16 protein-coding genes and 1 pseudogene are annotated in these 19,800 nt (G+C 37.1%); 12 read left to right on the forward strand and 5 right to left on the reverse strand.

Annotated elements, in window-relative coordinates; all coding sequences use genetic code 11:
* On the forward strand, nucleotides 1-194 hold a 194-nt coding region (locus F6K27_RS26865), incomplete at its 5' end, for a hypothetical protein (RefSeq protein WP_287279176.1).
* 778 nt (nucleotides 195-972) lie between these two features.
* On the opposite strand, the gene F6K27_RS26870 is transcribed toward F6K27_RS26865, so the two are convergent.
* The 3 genes from F6K27_RS26870 to F6K27_RS26885 all read right to left on the reverse strand — a co-directional run bounded on the left by F6K27_RS26870 (nucleotide 973) and on the right by F6K27_RS26885 (nucleotide 5,681).
* Nucleotides 973-3,084 carry a TIGR00300 family protein gene (locus F6K27_RS26870; protein ID WP_287279177.1) on the reverse strand — a complete coding sequence of 704 codons (2,112 nt, stop codon included), beginning with the start codon at nucleotides 3,082-3,084 and terminating at the stop codon, nucleotides 973-975.
* An 812-nt stretch (nucleotides 3,085-3,896) separates the two neighbouring features.
* Nucleotides 3,897-4,778 carry a hypothetical protein gene (locus tag F6K27_RS26880; protein ID WP_287279178.1) on the reverse strand — a complete coding sequence of 294 codons (882 nt, stop codon included), beginning with the start codon at nucleotides 4,776-4,778 and terminating at the stop codon, nucleotides 3,897-3,899.
* A 498-nt stretch (nucleotides 4,779-5,276) separates the two neighbouring features.
* Nucleotides 5,277-5,681 (reverse strand): SH3 domain-containing protein, encoded by a 405-nt coding sequence (locus F6K27_RS26885; RefSeq protein WP_124143268.1) that lies wholly within the window; start codon nucleotides 5,679-5,681, stop codon nucleotides 5,277-5,279.
* A 218-nt stretch (nucleotides 5,682-5,899) separates the two neighbouring features.
* Between F6K27_RS26885 and purC the strand changes: the two genes are divergently transcribed.
* The gene (purC, locus tag F6K27_RS26890) at nucleotides 5,900-6,628 is read left to right on the forward strand and encodes a phosphoribosylaminoimidazolesuccinocarboxamide synthase (RefSeq protein ID WP_287279179.1); all 729 of its coding nucleotides are present in this window, start codon (nucleotides 5,900-5,902) and stop codon (nucleotides 6,626-6,628) included.
* Nucleotides 6,629-6,707: 79 nt separating this feature from the next.
* Nucleotides 6,708-9,770: a BamA/TamA family outer membrane protein gene (locus F6K27_RS26895; RefSeq protein WP_287279180.1), complete on the forward strand. Its 3,063-nt coding sequence runs from the start codon at nucleotides 6,708-6,710 to the stop codon at nucleotides 9,768-9,770.
* A 76-nt stretch (nucleotides 9,771-9,846) separates the two neighbouring features.
* Here F6K27_RS26895 and F6K27_RS26900 read toward each other — a convergent pair whose 3' ends face one another.
* Nucleotides 9,847-9,990: a hypothetical protein gene (locus tag F6K27_RS26900; protein ID WP_287279181.1), complete on the reverse strand. Its 144-nt coding sequence runs from the start codon at nucleotides 9,988-9,990 to the stop codon at nucleotides 9,847-9,849.
* 849 nt (nucleotides 9,991-10,839) lie between these two features.
* Here F6K27_RS26900 and F6K27_RS26905 point away from each other — a divergent pair.
* The 9 genes from F6K27_RS26905 to F6K27_RS26945 all read left to right on the forward strand — a co-directional run bounded on the left by F6K27_RS26905 (nucleotide 10,840) and on the right by F6K27_RS26945 (nucleotide 18,576).
* Nucleotides 10,840-11,325: an allophycocyanin gene (locus F6K27_RS26905; RefSeq protein WP_124143265.1), complete on the forward strand. Its 486-nt coding sequence runs from the start codon at nucleotides 10,840-10,842 to the stop codon at nucleotides 11,323-11,325.
* 173 nt (nucleotides 11,326-11,498) lie between these two features.
* Complete coding sequence (apcB, locus tag F6K27_RS26910; RefSeq protein ID WP_124143264.1) at nucleotides 11,499-11,984, forward strand: allophycocyanin subunit beta; 486 nt, start codon at nucleotides 11,499-11,501, stop codon at nucleotides 11,982-11,984.
* Nucleotides 11,985-12,358: 374 nt separating this feature from the next.
* Entirely contained in the window at nucleotides 12,359-12,562 is a 204-nt protein-coding gene (locus tag F6K27_RS26915; protein WP_124143263.1) for a phycobilisome linker polypeptide, read from the forward strand.
* Between the two features lie 614 nt (nucleotides 12,563-13,176).
* A complete protein-coding gene (mutS, locus tag F6K27_RS26920; RefSeq protein ID WP_287279182.1) occupies nucleotides 13,177-15,882 on the forward strand; it encodes a DNA mismatch repair protein MutS in 2,706 nt (901 codons plus the stop codon).
* 789 nt (nucleotides 15,883-16,671) lie between these two features.
* Nucleotides 16,672-16,908, forward strand: a complete 237-nt coding sequence (locus tag F6K27_RS26925) for a hypothetical protein (protein WP_124143262.1) — start codon at nucleotides 16,672-16,674, stop codon at nucleotides 16,906-16,908.
* A gap of 24 nt (nucleotides 16,909-16,932) precedes the next feature.
* Nucleotides 16,933-17,178, forward strand: coding sequence for a hypothetical protein (locus F6K27_RS26930; protein WP_205127225.1), 246 nt, complete (start codon nucleotides 16,933-16,935; stop codon nucleotides 17,176-17,178).
* 400 nt (nucleotides 17,179-17,578) lie between these two features.
* Nucleotides 17,579-17,863, forward strand: a complete 285-nt coding sequence (locus F6K27_RS26935; protein ID WP_287279183.1) for a Uma2 family endonuclease — start codon at nucleotides 17,579-17,581, stop codon at nucleotides 17,861-17,863.
* 87 nt (nucleotides 17,864-17,950) lie between these two features.
* Nucleotides 17,951-18,091 (forward strand): hypothetical protein, encoded by a 141-nt coding sequence (locus F6K27_RS26940; protein WP_287279184.1) that lies wholly within the window; start codon nucleotides 17,951-17,953, stop codon nucleotides 18,089-18,091.
* Nucleotides 18,092-18,186: 95 nt separating this feature from the next.
* Nucleotides 18,187-18,576 carry a hypothetical protein gene (locus F6K27_RS26945; RefSeq protein ID WP_124143261.1) on the forward strand — a complete coding sequence of 130 codons (390 nt, stop codon included), beginning with the start codon at nucleotides 18,187-18,189 and terminating at the stop codon, nucleotides 18,574-18,576.
* A gap of 467 nt (nucleotides 18,577-19,043) precedes the next feature.
* Here the strand turns inward: F6K27_RS26945 and F6K27_RS26950 are convergent.
* A pseudogene (locus F6K27_RS26950) lies at nucleotides 19,044-19,800 on the reverse strand (hypothetical protein); the annotation flags it as partial.

Below are 19,800 nucleotides of genomic sequence, written 5' to 3' on the forward strand. Positions count from 1 at the left end.
TTCTTTCTAGTTCATCTATACTTAGGTGTTCTTGGATACTTAAGCGTCTTGGCATAATGGCGATCGCTCCTGGGAATTATTTTTCTCCTCTTCAATTATACACAAACGATGCTACCGGACATGATATCAGGAGGGAAAAAATTTATGAAGATTTGGTAATGGTGAAGATAAAGAATGTTTTTATACCGAATTAAACGGATTTGATATAATTCAGATTCAAGCATCTTTAACCAACTACCATATTTTGGTGTATGTTGGATTTCGAGTTTTTTTGCAATTCTTCTGGCTTGCGCTAGTTCAAATACTTCATAGAACCCCCGATCGTATCTTTGCACGGGGTATGTGCTTTTGGCTGCCGTTCTTAGAACTCAGTCGGTGGTGAAGTCAGGAGATTCAGGAACGAGAATAGGGCCAAAAGCGGATGCAACCCCGCGCCCTTCGGGTATCTCTTTGCTCCGGAGGAGGAGCTACGCTAACAGAGACGCTTTGCGTACGGCAGTTGCGTGACTGTCGGCGGGATGCCTATCGGGCGGACGCAGGTTCCGCCTACAGCCGGGAACCCGCAGGGCGCACTGCACTCACCGCCCGATAGCGCACCAGGTAGCGCACCAAGCAGGTAGAAAAATGCTTCCATCTCCCCATCTCCTTATCTCTCCATCTCCCCACCTCCCTATCTTTTTTTAAATAGGGCTTGCTGATTAAATATAAAAGTCTTTACAGATAAAAGTTTTAGCCTTTTTAAGTATCAAAAAGTGCGAGGTTTTAGGTGGTAATGGTTCAATTAGGAGCGGATTTTGCTCAAGAGTTGGGCAGAAAAATTAAGGGACTATTCTTCCTACTATCTCCTCTATAATTCCCTGTTCCTCCTGTCTCCTGTCTCCTACCCCTACTAAAAGACTTTTTCAGCAAGCCCTAAATAGATATCAAATGGGTTCTATAAGTATTTAACCCGAGATGATATAACTTCTAAAGTTATGCTTTAGCTACAGAATAAGGACTTGTCAACTGTTCCAACTGGGCGACCAATAAACTGAGGAACAAACCAACATCAGTCACAACTCCAACTGATTCAACGGAACCGCGATCGCTCAATTTAGTCACCACCGCCGGATTAATATCAACGCAAACCATCTTCACTCCAGCAGGTGTCATATTCCCCACCCCAATAGAATGCAACATAGTTGACAACATCAAAACCATATCGGCACCTTTCAACAACTCTGTATATTCTTCCTGTGCCTTAATCAAATCCATCTGAGTATCAGGCAGAGGTCCGTCATCACGAATCGAACCTGCTAAACAGAAGGGTACATTATTCTTAACACACTCATACATCACACCCTTTTTCAAAATACCAGTCTCAACTGCTTTAGCAATGCTACCACAACGCCGAATAGTATTAATAGTCTTCAGATGATGTCGATGCCCACCATGAACTGCAACTCCCTGTTTCATATCCACACCAAGAGAAGTTCCCATCAGTGATTGTTCAATATCGTGAACTGCTATAGCATTACCACCCAACAATGCTTGCACATATCCTTGACGAATCAAATGTGCTAAATGTTCACTACCACCAGTGTGAATCACAACTGGACCTGCTGTAACTACTATTTTGCCTCCACGATCGCGAACTTGCCGTAATTCCCAAGCCACTTGTTCAACAATCAATTCTACTCTACGTTCGCTAGAAACGCCAGCAGACATAAAGCTGAACTCTTCTTGATTTCGTTTTTCACGGGATTCTGTTTTGCGGATAGAGCGAATACCTATGACATCTACCACGACTTTTTCACCAATTTTTACATCCCGCAGCACTTTACATTTTGCTTGAATCTTACCGTCAGTTTCAGTAATGGCGATTGCTCCATCCATCCTTTGATTTTGTACTCGTATCCACTGACCTTTTACTCTAACTTCAGTAGGATAAATAGTAGATACATAAAAATCATCAGGGGCAACACCATCTTGTTCCACTGACTCCAATTTAGCATCCTCCACATCCTCAGTAGGCACTAATGCACCAATGTCAATGAGTTGACTCATTATTTCTTCCATGACCTCATGGGAAGGTGCAGAAACTTTGACTTCAGCGAGGGAAGTGCTTTGACGTTGTTCTCCGAGATTAAAGTTGAGGACTTTGAAACTACCCCCACCTTCAACTATTAAATCTAAAGCTTGGTTGATCAAACCAGAGTCCAGTAAATGTCCTTCCATACGAATGGTACGACTTTCAACTTGTACAACGGCATAACGATCGGGTATAATTGGCTCTGTAACTCTAAGAGTGAGGCATTTAGCTGCACCGCCTGCTTTGAGAAATTCACTTAGAAGTGTTTCAATGACGTTGAAACCTACTTCGGTAAGGAGTGATTTCAAGCTTTCACTCACCTTATTCATAATGATGGTTTGGTTAATGTTAACTGCGTTGCAGGCAAAGTTAACTGCATCTGCTTCTGCGACAGTTATTCGTTTTTCTGGTGGCACTCGCATTTCAATTAGGCGGTTGGAGTAAGAGTCGAATGCCGGAGGATAGTAAAGTAAGTAACCTCCTGTTAGAGGACAGAAGCAGGTATCAAGATGATAAAAACGCTCGTCTGTAAGTCTAAGTGATAGCACTTCGATGTCGAGCCATTTTGCCAGAAGTGGGTGGGAGTCTAATTCTGAACGGAAGCCATATCCTGCCCAGAGGTAACGACCTTCTCTATCTAGTAGTGCATCCCCCGCTCCTTCAAAGGGGAGGTCTTTGGGAAGTTCGTGAACGATAAAACCCTGATTTAGGAACCATTCTTTGAAATAGGGTTCTTCTCCTTGACGTTCCTTGTGGTAGAAACGGCTGAGAACAACAGTATTTCCAAGGATCAAACCTGCATTGGCAGTAAATACCATGTCAGGCCATCCTTTTTGAGGTGTTACTAGGTCTACGACCGCGTTTTCTTTAATAATGTCGTGGAGTTGATACCATTGTTCAACGGAGCGATCGCGTGAGGATTTATGAATATTTCCCTCCATCCAAGGATTAATTACATAGTCTACATCATAGTGGTCGGGGGCACACATCAGAAAGCGAATTGAATCATTCATAATTTATTACCGGGTAAATGTCCTGTATAGCGCAAGTCAGAAGTCAGAAGTAAGTAGGGGCGTTAGCGGCCGCTCTGCGTTAGCAAATGGCCATTCGCCCCTACAGAAGTAATCTCTGACGATCGTTTGAGCATTTAGGAATATCCTAAGCTTTACTTTGACTGCTATATATGGGTCTACTGAGTTTGTTTGATAGCCAATGGAAAACCCACTCCTAAATTATTTAGGAGTGGCATTTTAGTTTGAAAAGGCTAAGACTTTATATTATCACGGTAGGATTACATCAAATGCTGTTTGTATGGAATTGACATCCTCCCGACGTTGCTCTTAGGAGACAGCGCGGCATTCCCTAGCATCGCTGTCAGGGGCTTTCTGTTGCCTCTTGACAGAGGAGCTGCACTAACATAGCACCCACCTTCGGAGATTTACTCCCTTCGGGTCTAAAGGCGCGCTCCACAGACTGAAACTGCGAGTCCCGCAGCCTTCTTGGTGGGCGTTCCCTTGCGTCTTGCGCCGACGCGGGTTCCTATCCGCAAAATGTTTATACTTGCATTTATATTTCGATCATGGTGAATACCGCATTCTGGAGAATCTCACTCTCTTAATACTTAGAGGCAATTTTTTCACTACATGACTACAATTAGAACAATCCGAGGCTCCCCCTACGGGAGAACGCAGGTCTCCAACCAACGTTGAGATGAGAATTCTCAAAATAATTGGTTCGCGCGACCCCGCCTTGATTGGCAAAATGTTTTTGGAGGCTTGCTCAAATCCCCATTACAAAAACAACTTCTGACTTCTGACTTCGTTAATTATGCTTCTTCTGCTGCACGCTGTATCAACTTTCTAGCTACAGATTGAGTGCCTGTATGTTGAAAGTAATTTGTGGTTTTATCTAGAAATGCAGCTACAACATCTAAAGCGTCATCGGAAAAGTCGATAAAGCCACCAATTTTGTCAAAAATACTTTCTGGGGTTAAACCAACTGACCCAACCAAGTTATCCATCCACCCTTGAACTGCTCCGAAGGTCTCACTAATAAAGCCAAATTTGTCATCTCCAGGAATGGTATCGCTAATTGCTCCAAAAACTGCATTATCTGCAAAAGCACTTTCACCTTCTCCATCAAGGGTATCTTGTACTTTTTGTAGGAAGTCTGGACCCAAAGGTATCAAACCATCAAGACAAACTAAGGCAGCCATTCGCATCAGAGATGGACCACTATACTCCTCAGTCAGGTTTGTGACAAATTCTCCTGGATTAAGAATTGGCAGACCATTGAGTTTACTATAAGCTATCAACTCTGCTACAATTTTTAGGCACAGGTCAATAGATTGAGTTGTGTCAGCTTTGGGAGTTAAGCCTCCTAAAAAGCTTAAAAAGGGGATTTTTTCACTGACTATTTCGGCCATAGCTGCTGCAGCAAGAGCGCCGTCTAGATTATCAACTAGGTTGTAATACCATATAGCTCCCTGATATCCATTATCCGCATCATTGTATAGCTCAATAGCTTTATTGCGGATATCCATAATTCTATCTGCATCTGTCTCACCTGTAATTACTTCAATAGTTTTATCAAAACCTACTACATTTTCCCACTCGCCAGGTACTACGAAATCTAGAGCATTGAGTGTTTTGACCGTTAGATTATTACTCGGTAGTTGGTCTAGTAAATCAATGATTGAATCGCTCATTTTGACCCCTTTTGCTTTGTTAGTTGTTTGCGTTGTCGTTCTTGATTTTTGATTGTTGATTCTATATTTGCATTGCCTTCACAGTTTCGGCGAAAAAAACTGATTTTTATGGTCTGTAACTACATCTCACTTTATATCATGTCTGCATTAATTAGTTACAAAAAACCTTCTCTATCTTCGTATTATCTGTTCCGTATTATTAGTTATTTTTGAGTATTCAACCGGAGATTGTATTACATTTTTTGATAATTTGACAATAATGGTGCAATAGCGTCAGTCCTGATACATAAATTTCAAAGTCGCTATCGGAAGTAAGACCGCGGTAACTCTTAGTCATCCGCGATCATTCCTAGCAAAATTTATTTCTACTTTAGCTGCATTACTTGCCTGTAGCTTGTTCTTAGGAATCAACTCATGCATTTCAACCCAAGCTTTGAGTGTGCTGAAAGCTGAGTGCTGTTTGCGGAGCATTCCGGTACGGAAAATACTGATAGCTAGTTAACAATGTCTCAAATAACGACCATATACATAGCCATAATAAGGATATGAAATTCTTGCCCAACCATGACGGTAACCAATAACACGGACACGAGCGCCAGGATGTAAACCTCCTATAATTCTACCCCAAGGATATGTCCTAATTCGCAAGTTGCGATGACGAGTTGCCACTCGACGACAACTACCATAATGCTTACTACCATGACCATAACTATGAGCAAGTTGCTCTTCACCTTCAGTGGGAATTGTAGTGATAGACTGCTCTACACTTTTAGTGTTCTGAGGCGCTCCTACTGCTATAGAAGTAAGACTCATACTACCAATAGCAGCAATAGATAATAAAGTACTCATTGCTACAGATTTTGTCCAATTCATCATCTGTTTCATTCCTCGATCTGATTGCATAAATTCCGGTCTTTATATTATTTTCTCAGAAAAGAGACCCTCAGACAAGACATTGAGTATTAATTTTGTTTAATCTAATCTTGTTATTTGTCTATACTAATCTTCACAATATTTTATTTAAGATATTGACATTAAGCTTATACTATGATAAGCACATAAAAGAGTAATTAGTAAAGATCGCTCATCACTCTATTTTTATTTTCTATTCAATAATTTTTATGTCATCTAATCAAAAGCTTTACGAAGGTAAAGCGAAAATTCTATATACCACTAACGACTCAGAAATATTACTTACTTATTTTAAAGATGATGCCACAGCATTTAATGCTCAAAAAAGAGGCACAATAACAGGGAAAGGTAGAATTAATTGTACTATTTCTAGTCACATATTTAAACTACTGGAAGCTAATGGTATACCTACTCATTTTATTGACTGTCCTGCACCAGATAAAATGAGAGTCCGAAAGGTGAAAATTTTGCTTATCGAAGTTATTGTGAGAAATATTGCTGCAGGTAGTCTTTGTAAACAAACTGGATTAGCAGAAGGAACAGTGTTGAAATTTCCTCTAGTGGAATATTGCTATAAAAATGATAGTCTTCAAGACCCACTGTTGACACGCGATCGCCTCTTAATAATGGAACTAGCTACCCCAGAACAATTAGAGCAAATACGGACTTTTGCCCTAAAAATTAATGATATTCTCAAAAATTTCTTTAACCAATGTCAAATTACTCTGGTGGACTTCAAACTCGAATTTGGCCTAGATCGGCAAAATAATCTGATTCTTGCGGATGAAATAAGTCCAGATAGCTGCCGATTTTGGGACCAATCTCAAGCTGACTCAAACTTGAGAGTAATGGACAAAGACCGCTTCCGTCATGATCTTGGTAATGTAGAAACGGCATATCAACAAGTCTTAGAAAGGATTTTGGCTCAGACAGGTTGAGAACCCTGGCAATGGTGTACAATTTTACAGTTTGTATGGAAAATTTAACTGGTGTGTGGATTGTAGGGGATAGAATTATATGCGCTTGTCTCCGTTCTTAGTGGTAATTTTTGCTGCTTCAACAACTTTTGGAATCTCAAAATCTGCTAATGCTCAAATATCGAAAAGTAATACTGATATAGATAGTAATTTTATTGCTATATCTATTAATTCAAGAAAACAATTTAACAAATTTTCTTCTACTAAATCTTTTTTAGAGTTAGGATATAATTTCCCTTCACAAAAATTATTTGGTAGTATCAATAATAATTTCTCCCATATATCTTGGTCTAAAGAAGCAGTCAAACTTGATTTTTATGATTTAATTAAGGTTAGAGAAATTACAAAACCTGTAATTATTGGTAAAAGTTTAAATAGTAAATACAGTTCTGCTTTTAATAAGGAATTTGCAGAATTTTTCGCTTTTGCTTTAGAAAATCTTGAAAATCAACATATTCCTCAACTAGCTCTAATTAATAAAACAGTAGAAACCAAATTAGAACCAACCATCAATAAACAGTTTGCTCCTGAGATTTCTACTTCAGAAATTGTGGATGACTGGAGGAAAAATCCTCAAAATATTGAGTTGGCAAAAGGTGTAGAAACCAAATTAGAACTAACCATCAATAAACAGTTTGCTCCTGAGATTTCTACTTCAGAAATTGTCGAAAATCAAAGGGAAAATCCTCAAAATATTGAGTTGGCAAAAGGTGTAGAAACCAAATTAGAACTAACCATCAATAAACAGTTTGCTCCTGAGATTTCTACTTCAGAAATTGTCGAAAATCAAAGGAAAAATTCTCAAAATATTGAGTTGGCAAAAGGTGTAGAAACCAAATTAGAACCAACCATCAATAAACAGTTTGCTGCGGAGATTCCTACTTCAGAAATTGTGGATAACTGGAGGAAAAATCCTCAAAATATTGAGTTGGCAAAAGGTGTAGAAACCAAATTAGAACTAACCATCAATAAACAGTTTGCTCCTGAGATTTCTACTTCAGAAATTGTCGAAAATCAAAGGGAAAATCCTCAAAATATTGAGTTGGCAAAAGGTGTAGAAACCAAATTAGAACCAACCATCAATAAACAGTTTGATTCTGAAATTTATCAAAAAATAAATTTATCTGATAGTGAAATTACTCAAAATCAACAGAAATTAACATTAGACCCATCAGACAACTTGGCCAAAATATCATCCCCAGAAGAAGAAGTCCTCGAAGAACCAGATAGCGATGCCCCACCCTCCGCAATAGAATCAGAAGAATTTACTCTTTCTCAATCACAACCAACAGAACCCTCTACAGAAGAAGCAGAACCCTTAGTGCTAGTCGCTGAAGTTGTAGTTAGTGGAGTAGACGGAGAACTAGAAGACCAAGTTTACCAAGTCATTACTACTCAAGCTGGACGTACTACAACTCGGTCTCAACTACAGAGAGACATTAACGCGATATTTGCCACTGGTTTCTTCCGAAACGTGAAAGCATTACCAGAAGATACTCCCCTGGGTGTACGAGTAACTTTTGAAGTTGAACCCAACCCTGTATTGAACTCTGTAACCATAGAAGGTGCTCAAGTATTCCCTGACAGTGAAGTAGACAGAATATTCGGCGAGCAATATGGTGAAACTCTAAACCTGAAAATTTTTGAAGGGGGTGTCGAACAAGTCAACCAGTGGTATCAAGATAACGGTTACGTTCTCGGACAAGTTATCGGTGCTCCCCAAGTCAATGACGACGGTTCAGTTATTCTAGAAGTTGCAGAAGGAGAAATTAAAGATATTCAAGTACGCTTTGTGAATGCAGACGGAGAAACAACTGATGAAGAAGGTAATTTAATTGAAGGTCGTACTCGTGAATATATCATCACTAGAGAAATTCAACTTCAACCAGGCGATATTTTTGAGCGAGAAACAGCAGAAAAAGATATTAGAAGAGTGTTTGGTTTAGGAATTTTTGAAGATGTTAGGTTGGGTTTAGAACCAGCAACAGACGATCCTAACAAAGCAAATGTTATTGTGAATATTGTAGAGAAAAGTACAGGTTCTCTCGCATTTGGTGGTGGAGTTAGTTCTGCGAGTGGATTATTTGGTACAGTCAGTTATCAACAACAAAATATTGGTGGTAATAACCAGAAATTAGGTGGCGAGTTTCAAGTAGGTGAGCGATTATTACTAGCGGATATTAGCTTTACCGATCCCTGGATAGGTGGAGATGACCACCGCCTTTCCTACACTGTTAATGCGTTCAGACGACGAGCAATATCGGTAATTTTTGATTCTGACGACGAAAACGATCAGCGCGATGTCGATCTGCCTAATGGTGACAACCCACGAGTCATTCGTACAGGAGGTGGAGTTAGTTTTACCCGTCCGTTTATTCCTAATCCATTTGTTGAACCGGAATGGACAGCTTCTTTGGGAATAAAATATGAACGAGTAGAAATTCAGGATAGTGATGGTGATACTGAACCTAGAGATGAATTAGGTAATAAATTGACTGTTGATGATTCTGGGGAAGACGATCTACTTACTATTCAATTTGGTATTGTCAACGATCGACGCAATAATCCCCGACAACCTACTTCTGGTAGTTTACTAAGATTTGGTACAGAACAGTCTATTCCTATAGGTTCATCAGAGATCGCGTTGAATCGTTTACGAGCTAATTATAGTTTCTATATTCCAGTAGACTTGACTAACTTCATTGATGGACCTGAAGCTTTGGCCTTTAACATACAAGGTGGTCATATAATTGGAGATTTACCTCCTTATGAAGCTTTTCCTCTAGGTGGTACTAATACAGTTCGTGGATATGATGAAGGTTCTGTAGGAGCAGGTCGTACATTCTTGTTGGGAACTGTTGAGTATCGCTTTCCTGTATTTGGATTTCTTGGAGGCGCTTTATTTATTGATGCTGCAACAGTATTTGATAGTCAAAGTTCTGTTATTGGTAACCCTGGAGGTGTGCGAGAGAAACCAGGAGACGGTATAGGTTATGGTGCTGGTATTCGGGTACAATCTCCTCTCGGTCCAATTAGAGTTGATTACGCTATTAATGATGAAGGTGATACTCGTTTCCACTTCGGTATTGGTGAGCGTTTCTAATACTAAGTTCTAATTTATGGGCGTTGCTGAGTGGTAATGATTTTTAGATTAAGTATCAACGGGAAACATAAGTTTTTCAATTAATAAGTTCGGATTGAGTGTTGTGATCGGATTGTAATTTGTCTAGTTCTATATTAGTTAAATTACTGATTTCTGGAATAATACCGATTCCTGCTAATGCAAAATTCACCAAAATAATTGAAACGATCTGTTTGTTCATAACTTTAAAGATTGATAATAGTTTATATCCGCTTATTCTCAATCTCTATATAGGAATCAGGATGATTTTAATGACATCAATTTAATCCTCCTTAGTCATACCTTCAACACTAAAAATAAATTTGTTCTAGAAAAAAATTTATTTTTAGTCTGACAAGGTGTTTGGAAAATATTTAGTTTTTTGGCGTTGCTGATTTGGGATATGATTTGTATTTTTTTGGCGATTGCTAAACTATATCAATGACAAATATTTGAGATTCTTCAGTTTTTATTTTCATACCTTGATTCAGCAACGCCAGTTTTTTTAAATCTCCTCTAATGTGAAATCCGCTTCCTCAAAATTTAATATCGTGTCCCTTTAGAATACTTAACAATAAAGTAGGAAATAGGGAATAAAGGAATCAATGGGGAGAAAAGTGAGTGAGGAGAATTGTTTGATTGAGGAGAATTGTTTGATTGACTACAGGTAGATGAAGTGGAAAATGAGCAAAATTATCTATCTAGCCATGTAATTAGGGTCAAATTTTTTATTTGTATATTTTTGTAGTTAATGGCCTTCCATCTAGAGAAGGTGAGAAATGGCCTTTGCCTAGGATCAGAAATAAAAAAAGGTATCTTCTGACAAAAAAATTAAATATATTGTCATCTGTCAAAGAATAAGGGCATTTTTGGCCCAAAATACCCCTGACTGCTATGAAAATATTACAAACTATTAAGAAAATAATGAGAAAGTGAACAAAATGCCTCAAAATACTTGCTGAAGGTAGTTATGTCAGAGGGTACTTTGTCCTTCTTACTAGCTAACCAATTTTTAAGCCACCTTATTACCTTAACTCTGTTGGAATAAAGCATGAGTATAATTACCAAATCAATCGTTAATGCAGATGCTGAGGCTCGTTATCTGAGTCCCGGCGAATTAGACCGAATCAAGACTTTTGTTTCCTCTGGCGAGCGTCGCGTTCGGATTGCTCAAATTATGAGTGAATCTCGTGAGCGTATTCTTAAGGAGGCTGGAAACCAGCTTTTCCAAAAGCGTCCTGATGTTGTTTCTCCAGGTGGTAATGCCTACGGTGAACAAATGACTGCTACTTGCTTGCGCGATCTGGATTATTATTTGCGTTTGATAAGCTACGGTATTGTTGCTGGAGACGTTACTCCTATTGAAGAGATCGGACTCGTAGGCGTTACTGAAATGTATAAGTCTTTGGGCACTCCCATCGAAGCTGTTGCTGAAGGTGTTCGCTGCATGAAGAATGTTGCTGCTTCCCTTCTCTCAGGTGATGATGCTAGCGAAGCTGCTTCTTACTTTGACTATGTTATCGGTGCTATGAGTTAAGGCTAAATATTTTTTAGAGGTTAGATGAAAGTTGGTGAGAAGGAAACAAGAATTTAATAATTTAGAACTTCCTGAAATATCAAATTGAAGTCTACAATCAAATCTCTAAAATCCTGGCCTTCGCCTATCCAATAATTTTGAAGATTCAGCAAATTTAAGGAAATCAATCAATAATGCAAGACGCTATTACCTCCGTTATTAATTCTTCTGACATTCAAGGTAAATACCTTGATGCTGGTGCTCTAGAGAAGCTCACTAACTACTTTGCCACAGGTGAACTACGAGTTCGCGCTGCAACTTCTATCAGTGCGAATGCTGCAACTATTGTTAAAGAAGCTGTAGCTAAGTCTTTACTTTACTCTGATATTACTCGTCCTGGTGGTAATATGTACACCACTCGTCGTTATGCTGCTTGCATCCGTGATTTGGACTATTATCTACGTTATGCTACCTATGCTATGCTAGCTGGCGACCCTTCCATTTTGGATGAGCGCGTATTAAATGGCCTCAAAGAAACCTACAATTCTTTGGGTGTTCCCATCGGTGCTACTGTACAAGCTATTCAAGCTATGAAGGAAGTTACTGCTGGTTTAGTCGGTCCTGATGCTGGAAAGGAAATGGGCGTTTACTTCGACTACATTTGCTCTGGGTTGAGCTAATTTGGCGATCAGTAAAAAAGGCCAAAAAAGGTAGATTTACCTTTTTGATTTAACTGATGTTTTACTATAAGGCTAGGGAAGCCTAGAATGAGTGTTAGATTACCAAAGGCTTATTGTTGAATAAATAATCTGTTTTAGTAAACTAGCATTGATTCTATAGGTTCCCTGCCTTAGGAGTTTTTAGGTTTGAGATTTGAGGCGATCGCATTACTTAGAAATTCTCGTGTTAGATTTAAGTATGGGGGTCGTCAATATATGGGTTTAGATAATCTCAAAACTCAATAATAATTAGATAAGTATTTGACTGTTTACCCTAATTGTTTTACAAAAGGATTTAAGAAAATCTTCACCAAGTATTAGGAGAAATTTGTATTATGAGAATGTTTAAGATTACTGCTTGTGTTCCGAGTCAAACTCGTATTCGTACTCAACGAGAATTACAAAATACTTACTTTACCAAGCTTGTTCCTTATGATAGCTGGTTCCAGGAACAACAAAGAATTATGAAAATGGGTGGTAAAATTGTTAATGTCCAGTTAGCTACTGGTAAACCAGGAGCAAATACTGGGTTACTTTAAATTACTATTTTGAGAAATGGTAGTAAAAGAGAGGTCAAAAGACCTCTTTTTTTTGTTTGTATTTCACTTGTAATGAAATATAGAAATTTTAACTTGAGTTGTGAGATCTTGTAGAAAGAAGAAGGAAAAATCATGCGTTGTGTGAGTTTTACAGCGGCTTTCATTTCGGTAGACTACAGTAGGGGCATTAACGTAGTTGTGCCCTAGCTAATGGCCATTTGCTAATGCAAAGCTGCGCTTTATATGTTGGGGAGCAAAACGCTCCTACAGGGTTTTGGTTATGACGATGTGGTTCATCAATCAGCAAAAGCACTGTCAGCTTTTGATATGTTCGTGCCCTTTCCTTCGACTGCTATATTGTAGATTTTTAAGCAGTAGGAAATAGGGACAATAAATTAGAGTCTTTGGCATTAAAATAAGTTATTAATTCTTGCCTATTTGGTCAATTTATTATAATTAATTTATCTACAAACCACTATAACTAATCTGAGTTATTGATCAATTGTTTTGCGACCTAATACTAAAAAAGTAGTACCATTATTCCAAATTTATTCTGTTTTAAGAAAGACTGATAACTATAATATTAAATAAATTAAATTATCTATTAAGTATTTATGAAATATTCCGCATCTACATCTACTCAAAAATCTCCAAAAGCTAAACAAAATCAAGTAGAAAATTCTCTTCCTCCTAACACTGAGTATGACAAAATTGATGTTAGCAAACTATCAGAAATGATGCAGCGTTATGTGGAAGTAAAACTACAATATTCTCATGCTCTTTTGCTATTTCGAGTAGGTGACTTTTTTGAATGTTTTTTTCAGGATGCTGTGACGATCGCTCAAGAATTAGAGTTAGTACAAACTACTAAGCACGCTGGTAAAGAAATTGGCAGAGTACCGATGACTGGTGTACCCCATCATGCTGTGGAAAAATATGCTGCCATGTTGGTAGAAAAGGGTTACGCTGTGGTTGTTTGCGATCAAGTAGAAGATTCTGCTATTGCGAAAAAAGAAAACCGTCAAGTCAAGCGTGAAATTACTCGTATCCTTACTCCGGGTACTCTTACCGACGATGGAATGCTCAAACCTCGCTACAATAATTATTTAGCTGCTGTCGTTATTGCCAAAAATCATTGGGGTCTTGCTTACACTGATATTTCTACCGGAGAGTTTCTGACCACCCAGACCCAAGGTTTAGACCAACTCACTCAAGAATTGATGCGTTTGCAACCGTCGGAAGTGCTATTTCCTACAAATGCGCCGGATATTGCTTTTATGTTGCGACCGGGAGAAAAATCGGATCATCTTCCAGAATGTCTGCCTAATTCTTTCTGTTATTCTCTACGTCCGCAACAACCTTTTACTTTAGGGGAGGCAAAGGAGCGACTGTTGATAAAATTTCAACTGACATCCCTAGAAGGTATTGGTTGCGAACGTATTCCACTGGGGGTGCGTGCTGCGGGTGGGTTGCTGGAATATCTTGAAGAAACTCAAAAGGAAAATCAAGTTCCTTTACAACGTCTGCGGAGCTATACTTTGGCAGATTTTTTGATTATCGACCATCAAACTCGCCGGAATTTGGAAATTACTCAAACGGTGCGAGATGGGAGTTATCAAGGGTCGTTGTTATCGGCGATCGACAAAACTAGCACTGCAATGGGTGGTCGTGCTTTACGACGATGGTTACAGCAACCACTTTTGAGTTTGAAGGGTATTCGTGCTAGACATGACACTATTGATGAACTGATAACTAATAACGATTTGCGTCAAGATATTCAAAGAGTATTGCGTCAAATTTATGATTTAGATCGTTTAACTGGGCGTACTGGTGCTGGTACTGCAAATGCTAGAGATTTAGTTTTTTTAGCTGATTCTTTAACGAAACTTCCGGAACTTTCGGCATTAGCATTGGCAGGTAATTCTCCCTATTTAAAAGTGTTGCAAAAAATTCCGCCAATCTTACAAGAATTGGGAGAAAAAATTCATTCTCATTTAGTAGAGTCTCCTCCTCAAAAGTTAAAAGAAGGTGGGTTAATTCAGTCTGAGATAAATCAACAATTAGATGAGATGCGGAGGTTAGCTGAAGAAGACCAACAATGGATTGCTAATTTGGAAGTTACGGAGAGAGAAAGGACGGGAATTTCTAATTTAAAGGTTGGTTATAATAAGGCTTTTGGTTATTACATTAGTATTTCTAAGTCAAAGGCAGATTTGGCTCCGGATGATTATACTCGGAAGCAGACTTTGACTAATGAGGAGCGTTATATTACTGAGGAATTAAAGGAAAGAGAAGTCAGAATTTTAACGGCACAAGATGATTTGAATGAGTTGGAATATGATATTTTTGTTGGTCTGAGAACTGAAGTGGGGGAACACGCAGAAGAGATTAGAAATGTTTCTCGCGCGGTGGCAGCTATTGATGTTTTGTGTGGTTTAGCGGAAGTAGCAATTTATCAAAATTATGTTCGTCCTACTATGACTGATAGTCGGGAATTGAAAATTATTGAAGGTCGGCATCCGGTGGTAGAAAAATATTTGCCTGCTGGTTTTTTTGTGCCGAATACTGCCATATTAGGTAGTAAAAATATAGAGGAAAATAATTCGGGAGTTACTCCTTATTCTGCGCCAGATTTAATTATCTTAACTGGTCCGAATGCTAGTGGGAAAAGTTGTTATTTACGGCAGGTAGGATTGATTCAATTAATGGCACAAACTGGTAGTTTTGTTCCAGCAAGTTCTGCTGTTTTGGGGGTGAGCGATCGGATATTTACTCGTGTTGGGGCAGTGGATGATTTAGCAACAGGTCAATCAACTTTTATGGTGGAGATGAATGAGACGGCAAATATTTTGAATCATGCTACGGAAAAGTCTTTAGTTTTATTGGATGAAATTGGTAGGGGAACGGCAACTTTTGACGGAATTTCGATTGCTTGGTCGGTGGCAGAATATTTGGCAACGGAAATTTTGTCTCGGACAATTTTTGCGACTCACTATCACGAATTAAATGAACTTTCTTCTATTTTGGATAATGTGGCAAATTATCAGGTAACGGTGAAAGAGTTGCCGGATAAAATTGTATTTTTGCATCAGGTACAACCTGGTGGAGCGGATAAATCTTATGGTATTGAAGCGGGAAGATTAGCAGGTTTACCGGATTCAGTAATTCAGCGTGCTAGACAGGTAATGGAGCAAATTGAAAAGCATAGTAAGATAGCTATTGGTTTGCGGAAAGGTATTAAGAAAAAAGAAGAGGAAGAGGTGATAACTGTAGAACAGTTAGATATTTTTAGTGAGGAATTTGGAGATAGTTTGCTATAACAGTTATCAGTTAGCAGTTATCAGTTATCAGAGGTAAAAATTCAAGAATGAAAATTACCTCTGCTTTCTTTTTTTTCTAGCAGTAGGTTGGGTTGAGGAACGTTAGCGGAGCTTATCCGTTAGGATAAACCCAACAACAGGAGTACAGCAACAATCAAAGTTTTGTTGGGTTTCACTCCGTTCTACCCAACCTACATTTCTGTAGAGCAGTTAGATATTTTTAGTGAATAATTTGGAGATAGTTTATTGTGACAGTTATCAGTTAACAGTTATCAGTTATCAGCACAATTGAAGTTTGAAACGTCAAGGTATTATGAGATATCTAATACAAACCAGAAACTGGGTTTGTTAACTGTCAGATTCTTTTTCTTTAGTAAAAGAAGTAAACGAACTAGCTCAAGAAGTTGTTCCTGTTACTGTGAAGTTAATTTCTTGGTTAACAGCACTTTTTGCATAAGCAAATTAAGTAAAGATAGAATAGGTATATGACTGTAAGCTGATCGTTTTCTATCGTTTTATTTTGTAGGAAGCGATCGCTTTCTATTAAGTTCTTATTAAATTAGGAATTAGTATCAATAAAATGAAGTTATGAAATGTTAATTTCATGGTAGTTTCATCATATAATACCCAATCTTTTGTGAAACTTATTGAATACTTAAATTCTGATTACTAACGGATGAATTAAAACTTTAGAAATTTATCAATACTTAGGTGTTTCTGAAGTTTTGAAAAAAGGATGATTTACTTAGGTAAAACTTTAATTATTAAGTCATAGATACGAGGTATGAGATGAGAATTATACAAACAACAGGAACAGTGAAAAATGGAGAAGTAAAAATTACTGTTCCTCCAGAATTTAATAACGGTGAAATAGACATTATTCTTGTTACCAAAAATGAGCCAGATGAATTTGAAATTATGCGGGAAATAGCAAAAGCAAAAGGATATGATTCTCAGGAAAAGATACTCGACCTAATCAAGAAAGTTAAATTAGAAATGCTTCAGGAAAAAGAGAGAATAAAATAATCTCTAAAATCAAACGTTTATGTCTTGATACAAAATATAATCGGCATTCAAGAAGTTAATTCAGATGAGGCAAAAATTCTTGAATCTATAGGTTACTATGAAAAACAATATGCTCAAATTGAAGCTGAAATTATTTTATCTCCTGAGTTAATTGACCAAATCTGGCGAGTGGGTAAGTATTTATGGAATAAAGACAAAGCAGGTTTAGTTCTTGGTCTTATTTGGTCAAATCTCAACATCTTTTATGTAACCCCTGATGCAGAGTGGTAGAATCTCTTCAAAGAAATTAATTTAACAGGAAATATCCCCACAGAAGATATAGAAGTTTTTCTTACAGCTAAGTTTGGACTAACAGATTGTTTTGTCTCTTCTAATAGAGAACTAATTAAAGCGATCGCTGATTTTGAGTGTTTAACTCCAGATGCTTTTATCAACAAATATCTCAAATAAATATCTGTAAATACCAAAATACTAAATTTTATCAGCAAAATCAAGTTATGAGAGGTTGATTTTATGGTAGTTTCATCAGCTAATACACAATCTTTTGTGAAACTTATCGAATACTTGAACTGTGATAATCTTGATAGCGTTAGCGAAGCTTTGCGTCAGCAATCGCTTATTTATTTCTATTGACATAAGCTGGAATATTTATGAAAGTTTATTAAATTATTTGGGAAATTCACCTTATTTCAAGGTTATTTATCATCGGGGAACTTTACAAGTTAAGTCTCCTAGCAGTCGCCATGAGATTTCCAAGAAAATGTTGGGGATGTTGGTAGAAAATTATTGTTTAGAAACAGGGATTCGTTTTTATCCTTTGGGTTCTACAACTTTGAAATCTCAAGATAAATTAAAAGGAATTGAGCCAGACCAATGTTGTTGTATTGGTAGTCAAAAAAATATTCCCGATCTAGCAATTGAGGTTGTTATTACTAGCGGAGGAATTCAAACTTGAGAAATTTATCAAGGTTTAGATGTTTCTGAAGTTTGGTTTTGACAAAATGGAGAGTTACAGGTTTTTTGCCTAGTAAATTGTGAGTATTTGCAGAAAAATAATAGTCAGTTATTACCAAATCTTGATTTAGATTTATTAGTGAGTTATTTAGATTGGGAGGAACCTCTTGATGCTATTTGGGATTTTAAAAAAAGAAGGAAGAAGGAAGAAGAAAGAAGGAAGAAGTAATAAGTGTAGGTTTGGTTGAGGAACCGTTAGCGCCAGCTTATCCGTTAGGATAAACCCAACAAAAATAAAGCACTAAAAATTAGATCGTAAAAAATATGAATTATCTTGCTCAAATTGCCAATAATTCCTGGATGAAAATATACCTGAGAATTTTAGCCTTAATTTTTACCTATAGCGGGTTAATTCACATTACAAATATCATAGGTTTAGGCCCACAACCATGGTTAGAAACTCCTCTAACTTGGCAAATAGGAGACATAATTTATGGCATCCTAGATATTGTGGCTGTTATTGGTTTGTGGCAAAGAAAAGCTTGGGGAATTAGTTGTTTTTTCATAGGAATTTTATCTCAATTTTTAATTTACACAGTTTTTCTAGATTATTTTGCCTTTACCGAACAACAGCGAACAACTATTTACGGCTTATTAGGAACAGAGGTTATTTTACTTTTAATATTTTTAGTTTTATTGTTGTTGAAAAAGTAGTTACTAAATCAAACATTCATCAATTTCAAATATTAGAACAAGTTTCGAGTTGATAATATGTTTTTAGGGAACAAGGAATGAATAATAATTATAGATTAGTCTTAAGCTTTACCTCATGCTTCCTTAAATTTTCTGTATCTAGTAAATTTTTAATTTATAACTTCCTTCAAAACAAAAAAATTATTATGACATTTGAAAAAAAAATATCTCCTGTCCTTATTGTAAATATAAGGAAGAAGGAAGAGGGAAGAAAGAAGAAAGCTTTAGTTATCTAGAACAGAATACTTAAAAGTCCGAAAAAACTTAAATTTTCTGTAGATATTCACGCTTTGGTTGACACAAACGATACCAGCAGACACGATATTACTTCTATTAGTAGTATCAACTTGGAATCGAATTTGGATGAGCTTACTATGTTTCTCAATCCATCTTTTTATCTTCAGAAACCCACATTGAAGAAGTAAAACTTATTTTGAACTATTAGATTCATTTTCTATTTGTGGGGCTGGAAATAGATATTGAACTTTCTCTACCAATTTAGGAAACCCAGATGGAAATAACTTAGGATAAATAATCAGCAAAAGAATACCAATAATAGCAGAACCTAAGTAGTAAAGAATTTGCCCATTCTGCATCCAAGTCAAGAAATCTAAAAATCCAAATTTTTTCGGTTTTTCTATTTTTGGCTGAGGGGATATTTTTGATTGAGGAGAATTTGCTCTTACTTTTCTTTTTCGCTGAGGGGATATTTTTGATTGAGGAGAATTTCCTGTTACTTTAGCTGCAATCTTACTCTCATCACCCAATACATTTCCCACAACATTTCCATTTTTATTTTCAATTTTCTGGCTTTGGTCATTGACAAGTTTTTCAGCTATAGTTTGATTGCCAATAACATCATTTTCATTAATATTTATTACTGAGTCAGTATGATTATTTATTGTATAGTTTGTAGAATCTTTAGGGTTTAAAAAATTCCTACTCCTATCTTTGTCTATTACATCATCAATTAAACTTAATATCTCAACTGTATGATAGGGAGGTTTACCGCACTCAGTAGTGTATTTGCGATAATTAATTCGTTCTTTTAATTCCCTAAATTTGTAGAAGTGAGGATTCTGAGTATTTTTACAAGTTTTACAATTACAAGGAATTAATTTATTATATTTGAGTCGATTATTATAGGAACCATGAATTTTATCCAATTCGTGAGTCACAATAGTC

It is taken from the genome of Okeania sp. SIO2F5, from assembly GCF_010692685.1.
Taxonomy (GTDB): domain Bacteria; phylum Cyanobacteriota; class Cyanobacteriia; order Cyanobacteriales; family Microcoleaceae; genus Okeania; species Okeania hirsuta.